Origin of the sequence: Herpetosiphon gulosus, from assembly GCF_039545135.1 — a bacterium.
GTDB classification, from domain to species: Bacteria; Chloroflexota; Chloroflexia; order Chloroflexales; family Herpetosiphonaceae; genus Herpetosiphon; species Herpetosiphon gulosus.
Genome location: NZ_BAABRU010000001.1, coordinates 356,743 through 369,413 on the forward strand (window position 1 = coordinate 356,743; position 12,671 = coordinate 369,413).

The window sequence follows — 12,671 nt, forward strand, 5'->3', positions numbered from 1 at the left end:
ACGAACAGGTCGTGATCGAGATTCAGCGAGCGCTGGTGCTCAAACTGGCTGAAGCGTTGTTATTGGCAGGAGCGGCCTTTGTTTTGACCCTAGTGCTTGGCCGCTGGTGGATTCGCTGGCTTAAGGCCCATAACATCGGTAAAGCAATACGGGTTGATGGCCCGCAGAGCCATATGATCAAAATTGGTACGCCAACCATGGGCGGCGTGATGATCATCGCCTCGGTTGTCATCATCACGGTGATTTTCAACTTGGTTGGGCGTTGGTCGATGCTTTTGCCCTTGGCGGCGCTAGTTGGCTATGGCATTCTTGGCGCGTTCGATGATTATCTTTCGTTGACCAAAGTGCGCTCGAAAACCTTTGGCCTGACCGAACGCTTCAAAATGGTTTGGTTGGTGATGATCGCCTTTTTTGCCTCGCTGGCCTTATATCTGCCCGAACCATTTGGCTTGGATAATGGCGGCGAGGTGGTTGTGCCGTTTGTCGGCGTGATCGATATTGGCTATTGGTACATTCCGATCGCGACGTTTTTGATTGTGGCGATGGCTAACGCAGTGAATTTTTCCGATGGCATGGATGGCTTGGCAGGCTGGACTTCAGCAATTGCCTTTGCCGCTTTTGGCGTGATTGCCTTTGTTTATCGCTTCGATTATTTGGTGACCTACTCGTTTACGGTTTCGGGCGCATGTGTGGCCTTTTTGTGGTTCAACGCCCATCCGGCTCAAGTATTTATGGGCGATACTGGCTCGTTGGCCTTGGGTGCGACCTTGGCGATTGTCGCGCTGATTTCCAAAGCGTGGTTGTTGCTGCCAATCGTTGGGATTATTTATGTGCTCGAAGCCGCTTCGGTGGTTATTCAGCGCTACTATTTCAAATATACCCGCATCACAACTGGTACTGGCAAACGGGTCTTCAAAATGACCCCAATTCACCATCACTTCGAGCTAGCAGGTTGGTCGGAGATGCAAGTGGTGCAGCGTTTTGTGATGATTGGGATTATTGCCGCGATGATCGGCATTTCGCTGGCGCTGAATCCAGCCTTGCCCCAACAAGCTAGTTCCAATCAGCCGACTGCGCCCAATAATCCGTTTACCACGACCGATGATCCGCTGCCGACGGCCTATCCAACGCCGCTGGGCAATTAACGGACGTTCGTAAGGTTGCTGGTAGAGTTAGCTTGATTCAATAGCAAGGTGCTTAGCAAGTAAGGCAATGCATGCTCGATTTACGCAATAAACGCATAACGGTGATGGGCTTGGGTGTTCATGGTGGTGGTTTAGGGGTCACGCGCTTTTTGCTTGAGCAAGGAGCCCATGTGATTGTGACCGATCTCCGTAGTGCCGAGATTTTGCAGCCCTCGCTTGAGGCTTTGGCGGGCTTACCAGTTGAATTTGTGCTGGGCGAGCATCGTGATCAAGATTTTGAGCGGGTCGATATGGTGATTCGTAACCCAGGTGTGCCGCGTGAATCGCGTTATTTGCAATTGGCTCGCGCTGCTGGCGTGGCAATTGAGATGGAGATGACGCTGTTCTTCCGACTCTGCCTTGCGCCAATAATTGGCATCACCGGAACCAAGGGCAAAACCACCACCACCACCTTGACTGGGGCGATGCTGCGCGAGGTTTATCCCGATACGGTGGTGGCCGGCAATTTGCGGGTTTCGGCCTTGGAACAATTGCCACGGATTACAGCCAAAACGCCAGTCGTGCTTGAGCTATCGTCGTGGCAATTGGAAGGCTTGGGCGAGGCTGGATTAAGCCCTGAGTATGCATGTGTCACCAATTTGTCACCTGACCATCTCGACCGCTATGGCTCGATGGCCGATTATGGATTAGCTAAGCAACAAATTTTTCTCTATCAAAGCCCTGATGATGTGGTGGTACTACCCAAGCACGACTTGATTGTCAATACCTGGGCCAACGATGCTCCAGGGCGGGTGATTTGGTTTGATGGCAACGAGGGCTGGCCGATGGGCCAGTTGCAAGGCCAGCATAATGCCTTGAATATTGCGGCGGCGGCGGCTTTGGCTCAAGCCTATGGCGTGCCCGATGCAGCAATTCGCAACGCAATTGAGCATTTCGCTGGGGTTGAACATCGGATGGAATTGGTGCGCAAGATCAATGGTGTGCGTTTGATCAACGATACGGCGGCCACCACCCCAACTGCTGCCGCTGCCGCGCTCAATTCAATGACCAGCCCAGTGATTTTGATTGCTGGTGGGGCTGATAAAAAACTAGCTTGGACACCGTTGGTTGAAGCGATTCAACAATCGGCCCAATTGAAACGGCTGATTATCTTGGATGGCACGGGTTCGCCCGCCCTGAGTGCGGCGCTTGGCACAATGCAAGAACGCTATCAATCGTTTGAACAAGCGATTCGGGCGGCCTTTGCCGAGGCTGAAGCTGGCGATACTGTGTTGCTCTCGCCTGGTGCTGCTAGTTTTGGCATGTTTCGTAATGAATTTCATCGCGGTGAAGAATTTCGCCGCATTGTTGACCTATTGACGGAAGCTTAAAAATTATTTAGGAATATTGGGCTATAGCGCAATTGCTTGAAACCAGCCACGATAGTGAAGGTTCTGCGATTGAAGGTTATTGCCAAAGGCCTAAGTTCTGGTTTCGTCGCTATTGAGCTTGATTGCTGCAATTGGCTCAGAAATTGGCAACCCATGCAAGATCCCTATTCAGGCTATCAACCTGAGCGTGTTGAATATTCGCCCAGCCAACCTGTGATGGTGCAACTTCCCAGTGCGCCAGTACGGGCTACTTGGGTGTTTATGGCGATCAACGTTGTGATGTTTGTGCTGTGTATTCTCAAGGGCATGAGCGTGATGGGCAATGCTCGCGGCGATGCCTTTGTCTTGATCGAACTTGGAGCCAAGTGGTCACCGTTGATGGATATGGGCGGCGAGTGGTGGCGCTTATTGACCGCAACCGTGCTGCACGGCGGGATTGTGCATATTGGCTTTAATATGTATGCCCTGTATGCGCTTGGCCCAACCGTTGAACGCTTCTATGGCAGCCTACGGTTTAGCGTGATCTACCTAATTGCAGGGATTGGCGGGGCTTGGGCTTCGTATAGTTTTGGCAATTTGACTGGCCCTTCGATTGGCGCATCGGGGGCAATCTTTGGCCTGATTGGTTGCTTGATTGGCTTTTTCCTTTCAGCTCGCAGTGTTCTGGGCGATTTTGCCCGCCAAAACTTGCGCCAAATGCTTGGCACAGCAGCGATTAACTTGATCATTGGCTTGTCGTTTTCGTCGGTGATCGACAATTATGCTCACATTGGCGGGATGCTGATGGGCTTGGCGGTGGGCTATGGTTTGGCTCCACGCCTCGTTTATATCGCCGATTGGTTTAAACCGCGGATTGAAGCCAAAGCGCCATCAGGGCTGCGCTGGTTGAGTGTGGTTGGCGCAGTTGGCTTTATTCTGGTTGCGACGTGGTTTGTGCATAACCAACGCATGAACGATGCTACAAGTGTCGCGCTCTTAGAAAATGTCTATCAAGCTTGGTTAAATGCCCGTTAGACGGTTGGAGGTCGCATGAACGATCGAGTTCCGCGAAAACCTGATGGAATGTTGCTAGCCCTAGTGGGCGGCTTGGTTGCGTTTGGGCTAGTGATGGTTTATAGCTCATCGTTCTATGTGGCCTATGCCGAATATGGCTCATCGGTCTATTGGGTGCTGCGCCAAACCATGTGGGCAATTGCTGGCGTTGGTGCAATGATCGCCACCATGCGCTTTGATTATCGTAAATTGCGGCGTTTTTCGTTGCCCTTGATGCTTGTTACGCTCTTTTTGCTGCTCCTGGTATTGCTGTTGCCCGAACATATTACCAAGGTCAACGGCGCTAGTCGCTGGATTAATATTGGCCCAGTTGGCATGCAGCCCAGCGAAATTGCTAAATTTGCGGCGATTATCTATTTTGCTGACTGGCTTTCGCGGCGTGGCTCGAAAATTCGCCAATTTGTCACCGGGCTGTTGCCGTTTGGGATTATGCTAGGGCTATTGGCGGGCTTGGTGCTGTTGCAACCAAATATGAGTACCACGATTGTGATTGTGGTGATCAGCGCAGCGATTTTGTTTACCTCAGGTGCCAGTTTGACCCACCTTGGCATTGCCGCCAGTATGACGACAGTGGTTGGCTGGCTGGCAATTCAATCGGCGGGCTATCGGGCCTTGCGGGTATTGGTTTGGCAAGATCCCTTCAGCTATCCACGTGATGGTGGCTATCAACCAATTCATGCCTTGTATGCACTTGGCTCAGGCAGCTGGACGGGCGTTGGTTTAGGCCAAAGCCGCCAGAAATTTTTCTGGTTGCCGTTTGCCCATACCGATGCAATTTACGCGGTGATTGGCGAAGAATTAGGTATCATTGGGGCTGGCTTGGTGCTGGCAGCGTTTGTCGTGCTAGCAGTACGCGGCTTCCGGATCGCTTCGCGGACACTTGATCCATTTGGAGCATTGATCGCCGTGGGCGTGACCACGTGGTTAGTAGTGCAAGCGCTGATTAATATTGCTGTAGTGACCACCGTAATTCCATTTACTGGGATTACCCTGCCATTTATTTCGTATGGTGGTTCATCGTTGATGATGACCATGATTGCGGCGGGCTTGCTGCTGAGTGTAACCCGTTATGCGCCGTTGAAACGGGCTGAGGAACGAACCAATGAACTCTCCATCCCCACAATTGGCCAACTCCGACCACGAGTGGTCGCCGCTGCTGATGCTGTGCGGCGGTGGCACGGGCGGCCACGTGTATCCGGCTTTGGCGGTGGCCAGCGCCCTGAAGAACATCACCGATCCGGCAGCTTTGCCGTCGGCAACTCCCTCGGCGGAACGTGGCGCAAACCAGCCGACGAATCCAAGCGACTTATCGCTTGGCGCAAGCCCAAACAGCGCAAAAACTTGGTCAGCCAGCCAATCAACGGCAGCACTGCCCGCGAACGAATTGAGCAGCGTCGTCGCAATAAACGCCAACGTTAAGCCGCAACTCCGCTATGTTGGCTCGGTTGATGGCATGGAAGGTGATTTAGTTCAGCGCGAAAGCTCAATTCCGTTTATTGGCCTGCCTGCTGCGGCCATGCGCGGGCGCAACCCACTGCAAATGCTGAAAAATGCTGGAGTTTTGATCAAAGGTGTGCTTGCTGCACGCAGCTTATTGCGGCGCGAACGGCCTGCGGCAATTTTAGGCACTGGCGGCTATGTCTGTGTGCCATTATTTGTGGCAGCGGCGCTTGAGCGTGTGCCAACCTTGCTTTATTTGCCGGATATTGTGCCAGGCTGGGCTGGGCGGGTGCTGGCTCGTTTAGCCACGCGCATTGCCGTAACCTTTGATGATTCCAAGCGCTACTTGCCAGCGCATAAAGTGGTTGAAACTGGCTATCCGGTGCGTGGCGAGCTGTTTAATCAAAATAAAGCCCAATGTCGGGCAATCTTTGGCCTAAATGATCAATTGCCAGTGCTGTTGGTGTATGGTGGCAGTCGCGGGGCACGCTCGATCAATCAGGCGGTTGCCGCGCTCTTAAGCGATCTGTTAGAATTAGCGCAGGTCGTGCATGTTTGCGGACGGAATGGCGATGAGACATGGTTGCGTGAGGCCCAAGCCAAACTCGGCCCTGAGCTAGCCAGCCGTTATCATCTTTACCCCTATCTGCATGCGGATGCTGAACGCTCGATGAGCACAGCGTTTGGCGCAGCAGATTTTGCGTTAAGTCGGGCTGGCGCATCGACGATGGCCGAACTTCCTGCCGCAGGCATTGGATCGATTTTAGTGCCTTTGACCATGGTGAAGCAAGAATACAACGCTGCTGCCCTAGCCGACCGTGGCGCAGCAATTAGCATTCCTGATGAAGCAATGCTAGGCTCTGGAGAGCCAACCCAAGGCCGTTTGTGGCGCGAACTCTCAGCAGTGCTGAGTAGCCCGTTGCGCTTACAAACGATGGCGCAACGCAGTGCCAGCCTTGCCCAACCAGATGCAGGGGCGCGGCTTGCCAGCGAATGGCTGGCGCTTGCCCGAGGAGGCTAAAGCGTATGTCGTTTCGACTGATCCTCTTGCAACAAGCGATCCAGTTTAGCTTTTTGCAGCTTTTGATGCTTGTGATTTTTCCAATCGCAGGCTTCTTTGGCTGGCGACGCGGCTGGAAGGAAGAGGCGATCACCACGGTCGGGCTGATTTTCTCGTTGGTTCTGTTCGCAAACCCTACGGTTGCTGAAAACATGGCTGGGCTGTTAAATCGGATTGTCAATGCCTTTGCAGTATTTATTAATGCGCTTTTTGGCAGCGATAGTGGCGAACGTTCACCTTTTATCGATAGCGAAAATTTCGAGAATTTTCGGGCAATTTCGTTTATTATCGGGGTGATTCTTTCATATGTGATTGGCTCGGCGATTGGTAGCCGCGAGGAGACTAGTCGTGGTGGGCAGGTGATTGGGGTTGGCGTGGGCGTGCTCAATTCGTATATTGTGCTTTCGCGCTTGCTCGATTTTTGGATTGCCTTCGATAAAGATGGTGCGAATTTGCCCTTTGATGAGGGCGTGGGCATCACGGTCTCGTCAATCTCGCAAGAAAATGCCTTGAAAGACAATTTGCCGACGATCTTTGCCTTGCTCTTTTTGGTCGTCTTGGTTGTGACCTTCTTCCGCCTGCCCAAAATGCGGGAGTAAGCTGAAGAGCATAGAGCAAAGAACATAGAACATAGCAAATGTGATTAATAAATTATGCTCTATGCTCTATGTTCTGTGTTCTGAAAATCCTTGGGGACGCTGGGAATCATCGATCTCAGCGTTTCTGCTGTTTTTATCTGGCTTTTTTAAGGAGTCACTGGTGCATACGCACATTGTTGGAATTGGTGGTTCAGGTATGAGTTCGATTGCGACGCTCTTGTTGGAGCGTGGCGATCAGGTTTCTGGCTGCGATCGGGCTTCTAATGCGGCTACAACCCGTTTGGCTGACCACGGTGTTTCAATCGCGATTGGCCATAGCGCTAGCCATGTGCAGGGGATTGATCGGCTGTTGGTGACCTCAGCCTTGCCACTTGACCACATTGAGATTGTGGCGGCTCACCAAGCGGCGATTCCGGTGCTAACTCGCCACGATTTATGGCGTGAATGGAGCGCTGAACGACCAACGCTTGCGGTTACCGGAACTCATGGCAAAACCACCACTACCGCAATGTTGGCGGTTATTTTTAAGTATTGTGGCTATACACCTGGCTTTTTAATTGGAGCCGATGTGCCTGCCTTGGGTGCGAGTGCCGCTTGGGGCCAAGGGCCGTTGGTGCTCGAAGCCGATGAGTATGCCCGCACGTTTTTGGCGCTGAGTCCAGCCATTGGTATTATCACCAATCTCGATTGGGATCATGTGGATATTTACCCAAGCCAAGCTGAGTATGATGCAGCCTTTCGTGAATTTGCCACTAAATCTAGCTTGCAACATTTGGTGTTGTGCGGCGATGATCTGGGTACACAACGAGTGCTTGCTGATGTGCCAGCGATTCGTTGCGGTTTGGCAGAGCATAATACTTGGCGAGCAACAGCGGTTCAGGCTACGCCCGATGGCATGCTGTTTGAGCTTATCAGCCCCGCTGCTGAGCCAATGGTGGTGCAATTAGCGGTTGCTGGTGAACATAATGTACAAAATGCGTTATTAGCCTTAGCCGCCGCCCATGCCTATGGGGTTGATTTGGCGGCAGCAGTCGCAGCAATTGCCCACTATCAAGGCGCGGCGCGGCGTTTCGAGCCAAAAGGCCAAGTTGGTGCTGTGCGCGTGTTTGATGATTATGCTCATCATCCGGTAGAAATTCGCGCGACCTTGGCGGCAGCTCGCAAGCGCTTTCCGGCGCAACGGATTGTGGCCTATTTTCAGCCGCACACCTTTAGCCGCTTGGAAGCGTTTCTAGCCGATTTTCAAACTGCTTTTGAGCAGGCTGACCTAGTGCGAATTGGCGCGGTGTACGGGGCACGCGAAACCAGCAAAAGCGACCCAACCGCTCAAATCGTGGCTGGAATGCAGCATCCGAACGCCTTGGCAGTTGGCGATTTAGAGCAAGCGTTTGAGCAATTGCTGCGCGATGTGCAGGCTGGCGATGTGGTGCTGACCTTGGGAGCTGGCGATGGGGTTGCGGTTGGCGAGCGGTTGGTGGCGGCGCTGAGGTGATTCGATGATTGCTGATGCTGCCTATCGCCAATTTCATCGTGATGCGGCAGAGCGCTTGCGTCAACTTTACGCTGAACAAACTGGGCGGCCTGAAGGCTTGGATGGAATTATGGCATGGCATTTAGCATTGGCCTGTGAGTGGTCTGAGGCAATTACTGCCGCACTTGATCAAGCAGAAACGGTGATTGCTCAACATAATATCGCCGATGCGCGGGTTTGGTGTGAACGGGCCTTGGAATATTTAAACCGTTTGGCCGAGGAACAACGCGCCAATTTTGCAATTCGAGCCTACAGCTTGGCTTGGACGGTGCTGGATTGGGCGGGCAATCACGATGATGCCTTGTTTTATGCTCAGCAATTGTTGACCTTAGCCCGTGCGGCCCAATCGGTGCAAATTGAGGGTGGTTCGTTGGTGGCCTTGGGGCGTTCGCAACGAGCAATCCGCGATTATAACAGCGCCGAGCAAACCTTAAAACGAGCGCTCGATTTGGCCCGAACTACCAATAATGTGCCGCTTGAGGCCGAAGCTTTATTGCACCTTGGCAAAACCGAGCAACTCCAAGGCCGCCATACCGAAGCAATTCACCTGTATAACGCCGCACAAGCACGCGGAGCGGTGATTGACGATCGGCTAACAATCGCTAAAATTATCACAAGTATTGGCGATGTCTATCGTTTGATTGGTTCAGGCCAACAAGCCGCCGATTACTACTCACGTGCCTTGGAAATCGAGGAACATCTGCCTGGTACGTTGGGCGTGGCGATTGTGCATGAAAAATTGGCACTTTCGTATCTCGAATTAAACGATTTGGATCAAGCGCTACGTTGCCAAGCCGAAAGCCTAATGCTGCGCGAAAAATTAAATGATTCAGTTGGTACGGCCCGCGCCTACACCGTGCTTGGGGTGATTCATCATGCCCGGGGCGATTATCAAACGGCGATTGAATCGTTGCTCAAAGCCTTGCAATATGAGGATCGGCGCACGCCTGGCGTTGGCCAGATTATGCTGCACAATCGCTTGGGCGATGCCTATCGGGCACAAGCTGATTATGGCTCGGCCAGCACCAACTACAATATTGCCCTGACCAATGCCCAGCAATTGGGCGATACGGTTGGAATTGCCTTGGCTAGCGAGCGTTTGGGCGATTTGGCCTACGAATGGAATGATCGCCACGATGCGGCCAAGCATTGGCATACAGCCTTTTTATTGCGCCAAGGTCTTGGCCATTACGATGAACAAAAACGCTTGCGTGAACGCTTGCGAACTATAGGAATGCAGGTTTAAGCATGATCGATCTTCGCGAACATGAGCTACTCGCGCCCTACACAGCTTGGCGCATTGGTGGCCCAGCGCGGTATTTTGTAAACGTTACCAGCCCTGAGCAACAGGTTGAGGCGGTGCAATGGGCTGAACTTCAGCAAGTGCCAATTTTTATGTTAGGCGGCGGCTCGAATTTATTGATGAGCGATGCAGGCTGGAATGGCTTGGTGATTCGCAATCGCGCGACTGGCTTTGAAGTGCATGACCATGGTGATCAGCTGACGATTCATGTGCAGGCTGGTGCACCAACCGCTGGCACAGTGCGGCGTTTGGCGGCTCAAGGCATTGCTGGCCTTGAATGGGCCGAAGGTTTGCCCGGCACAATCGGCGGGGCAATCTATGGTAATGCTGGCTGTTATGGTGGCGAAACTGCCAAACACCTGCAATCGGCGCGTTTATTGTTGCCCGATAACCAGATTGTCGAGTGGTCGGCGGCTGATTTTCAATTCGACTATCGCACGAGCCAACTCAAACGACTGGCAGGCAATCGCCCAACCACGCGCATTCCGTATGTGCTCGATGCAGTTGTGAGTGCTTGGCGCGATGATCCTGGGCGGATCGCTAGCAAAATGGCCGAGATTGCCGAAGGTCGTAAGCAACGCACGCCAGCTGGCTCATCGTGTGGCTCGGTGTTTAAAAACCCAACTAACACCACTGCTGGACGTTTGATCGATGCTGCTGGCTTGAAAGGTTTTCGCATGGGCGCGGCCCAAATTGCCGAAAAACATGCCAACTATATCTTGAATCTGGGCGGGGCGACGGCCAGCGATATTTTGCGGGTGGCCGAATATGCCCAAACCGAAGTGCTCAAACAATTTGGCATCGAACTCGAATTAGAAGTTCGCGTGATCACCAGTGAGGATCAATCGTTATGACAAAACGGCGGGTTGGAATTGTTTTTGGCGGGAAATCGGGCGAGCACGAAGTATCGTTGAAATCGGCGCGGGCCGTGATGAATGCGCTTGATCCTGAAAAATATACCGTGATTCCGATTGGCATTACCCGTAATGGTCAATGGCTGAGCGGCGGCGACCCATTGTTGGCCTTGGAGCAACAGGCCGACCAAAAGATGCTTGGCCGTGCGCCGCAAGCTGGGGTCGTCAGCGAAACCGCGATTGTGCAAAGTGCTGGTAGTTTGCCCGAACAAACCAATGTTGCCGCCTTGGATGTGATTATTCCAGTCTTGCATGGCCCATTTGGCGAGGATGGCACGATTCAAGGAGTGTTTGAATTCGCCAATCTGCCCTATGTTGGCTGTGGAGTTTTGGCGGCTTCAGTCGGCATGGATAAGGGCTTGATGAAATCGGCTTTTGCTGCCGCAGAGTTGCCCCAAGTGCCATGGCAGCTGGTTTTGCGCCGCGATTGGCAACAACAGCCTGAAGCAATTTACGAGCGGCTTGAAGCTCATTTGCACTATCCAATGTTCGTTAAGCCCGCCAATTTAGGTAGCAGCGTCGGCATTAGCAAAGTCAGCAATCGAGCTGAATTGGCGGCTGGCATGGCCGAGGCTGCTGGCTACGATCGGCGAATTGTGGTTGAACAAGGCATCAATGCCCGTGAAATTGAAGTTGCAATTTTGGGTAATGATGATCCTGAGCCTTCAGTGCCAGGTGAAGTGCTGCCTGCCAACGATTTTTACGATTATGCCGATAAATATCTCGAAGGCCAGACCCAATTTGCAATTCCGGCGGAGCTTGATGCTGCGACCAGCCAACAACTGCGTGAGATGGCAGTTACCGCCTTCAAAGCGATTGACGGGGCAGGCTTGGCGCGGGTCGATTTCTTTGTCGAGCGCGAAACTGGCGCGATCTATATCAACGAAATTAATACCTTCCCTGGCTTTACGGCGATGAGCCAATATCCCAAATTGTGGGAAGCCACTGGCCTTGGCTATAGCGAATTACTTGATCGGCTGATCGATCTGGCGATTGAACGTTATCATGAGCGAGGCCGATGAGTAATCCACGTCGCTCAAGCCGCTTGATTAGCCGCAAACCGCGCGGGCGTGCACCGCTGGGCGTGCGTAGCACCACGCCAATGGTGCGCCCAACGCTGCGAACCATTCTGCGCAACATGCTCTTGAATGGCAAATTAGCGGCGTTAGGCTTGCTGTTGGTCGGTATTGGCAGTTTGATTGTAGTCTTTCGTTCACCGGCTTTTGTGGTTGGCGAATTGGAGATCGAGGGCAATCGCTCGGTCGATGCCGCCACGATCAGCCAATTAGCCAACCTGCAAGGTATCTCGATTTGGGATATTGATCCGGCGGAAGTGGCTGCGCGAATTAGCCAAAACCCCTATGTTGCCACAGCGAGCGTGCAGTTGCGGATTCCCGCCCGCGTATTGGTGCGAGTGCAAGAGCGACAGGCAGCAGTGGTTTGGAATATGGGTGGTACAAATTACGAAGTGACTGCTGGGGGCGAAGTGTTAGGCTTGGCCACATCAATCACTACCGCAACCCTAGTGATTTACGATACCCGCACAATTCCGATTTCGGCGGGGAGCTATATCGACACCGATGCGCTGAATTTGGCGCAAACGCTGTATTTACGCATTCCCAAAGAGCTTGGTTGGCAACCGACGCGCTACGAATGGGACCCATACTATGGGGTTTCGGTTTACAATGATACTAATCAAGCGGTGTTTGGACGGTTGGCTGAACAGCAGGTGAGCCTTGATTTGAAACTTGCAACGTTGCAACAAGTTCAAGCAAGCAATACTGTATGGACATTTATCGATTTACGACCGGAAAAACCCTACTATCGACCGCAGGCGACTCCAACGCCAACGGCAGGGTCGCAATAAGGAGCACATGCGTGGAGCAGCGACAAGCTATGTGGATTCCGCTGGCGGGGCTGGGAGTCGGGGTAGCGATTGGACTTGTTTCCGGTCTGACAATCCCCTCGCAATTTGCCCGTTACACAGCGGTAGCAGTTTTATCGGCGCTTGATTCGATTGTTGGGGCAACGCGAGCAACAATCGAAAAACGCTATCGGAATCGGATCTTTATTTCAGGATTAATTGGCAACACTGTGTTGGCGGTTGTGCTGGCGTTTCTGGGCGAGCGACTAGGCATTGACCTCTATTTGGCGGCAGTGGTGGCCTTTGGTGTCCGTTTGTTTGAAAATGCCAGTCGTATTCGACAACACCTAGTTGGCTAGGCGCAGGTTGACAAAACAAGGCTGTGGTACGGT

Annotated in this window: 11 protein-coding genes and 1 pseudogene; all 12 read left to right on the forward strand. The window is 52.7% G+C overall.

Annotation, left to right across the window (positions count from 1 at the left end):
* The first annotated feature begins 14 nt into the window (after window positions 1–14).
* The 12 genes and pseudogenes from mraY (at window position 15) to ABEB26_RS01630 (ending at window position 12,638) form a co-directional block, all read left to right on the forward strand.
* On the forward strand, window positions 15–1,145 hold the full coding sequence (mraY, locus tag ABEB26_RS01575) for a phospho-N-acetylmuramoyl-pentapeptide-transferase (protein ID WP_345720281.1): 1,131 nt from the start codon (window positions 15–17) through the stop codon (window positions 1,143–1,145).
* 71 nt (window positions 1,146–1,216) lie between these two features.
* Window positions 1,217–2,515, forward strand: a complete 1,299-nt coding sequence (gene murD, locus ABEB26_RS01580) for a UDP-N-acetylmuramoyl-L-alanine--D-glutamate ligase (protein ID WP_345720185.1) — start codon at window positions 1,217–1,219, stop codon at window positions 2,513–2,515.
* 153 nt (window positions 2,516–2,668) lie between these two features.
* Window positions 2,669–3,529: a rhomboid family intramembrane serine protease gene (locus ABEB26_RS01585; RefSeq protein ID WP_345720186.1), complete on the forward strand. Its 861-nt coding sequence runs from the start codon at window positions 2,669–2,671 to the stop codon at window positions 3,527–3,529.
* A 48-nt stretch (window positions 3,530–3,577) separates the two neighbouring features.
* A pseudogene (ftsW, locus tag ABEB26_RS01590) lies at window positions 3,578–4,627 on the forward strand (putative lipid II flippase FtsW); the annotation flags it as partial.
* Between the two features lie 100 nt (window positions 4,628–4,727).
* The gene (locus tag ABEB26_RS01595) at window positions 4,728–6,029 is read left to right on the forward strand and encodes a UDP-N-acetylglucosamine--N-acetylmuramyl-(pentapeptide) pyrophosphoryl-undecaprenol N-acetylglucosamine transferase (protein ID WP_486348285.1); all 1,302 of its coding nucleotides are present in this window, start codon (window positions 4,728–4,730) and stop codon (window positions 6,027–6,029) included.
* Between the two features lie 5 nt (window positions 6,030–6,034).
* Entirely contained in the window at window positions 6,035–6,667 is a 633-nt protein-coding gene (locus ABEB26_RS01600) for a hypothetical protein (RefSeq protein ID WP_345720189.1), read from the forward strand.
* A 160-nt stretch (window positions 6,668–6,827) separates the two neighbouring features.
* A complete protein-coding gene (gene murC / locus ABEB26_RS01605; protein ID WP_345720190.1) occupies window positions 6,828–8,159 on the forward strand; it encodes a UDP-N-acetylmuramate--L-alanine ligase in 1,332 nt (443 codons plus the stop codon).
* Between the two features lie 4 nt (window positions 8,160–8,163).
* Complete coding sequence (locus ABEB26_RS01610; protein ID WP_345720191.1) at window positions 8,164–9,444, forward strand: tetratricopeptide repeat protein; 1,281 nt, start codon at window positions 8,164–8,166, stop codon at window positions 9,442–9,444.
* Window positions 9,445–9,446: 2 nt separating this feature from the next.
* On the forward strand, window positions 9,447–10,355 hold the full coding sequence (gene murB / locus ABEB26_RS01615) for a UDP-N-acetylmuramate dehydrogenase (protein WP_345720192.1): 909 nt from the start codon (window positions 9,447–9,449) through the stop codon (window positions 10,353–10,355).
* Window positions 10,352–11,437 carry a D-alanine--D-alanine ligase gene (locus ABEB26_RS01620; RefSeq protein WP_345720193.1) on the forward strand — a complete coding sequence of 362 codons (1,086 nt, stop codon included), beginning with the start codon at window positions 10,352–10,354 and terminating at the stop codon, window positions 11,435–11,437. The genes murB and ABEB26_RS01620 overlap by 4 nt, the downstream gene beginning before the upstream one ends.
* On the forward strand, window positions 11,434–12,282 hold the full coding sequence (locus tag ABEB26_RS01625; protein ID WP_345720194.1) for a cell division protein FtsQ/DivIB: 849 nt from the start codon (window positions 11,434–11,436) through the stop codon (window positions 12,280–12,282). Before ABEB26_RS01620 ends, ABEB26_RS01625 begins: the two co-directional genes overlap by 4 nt.
* Window positions 12,283–12,293: 11 nt before the next feature.
* Complete coding sequence (locus tag ABEB26_RS01630) at window positions 12,294–12,638, forward strand: small basic family protein (protein WP_201783493.1); 345 nt, start codon at window positions 12,294–12,296, stop codon at window positions 12,636–12,638.
* Window positions 12,639–12,671: the final 33 nt, after the last annotated feature.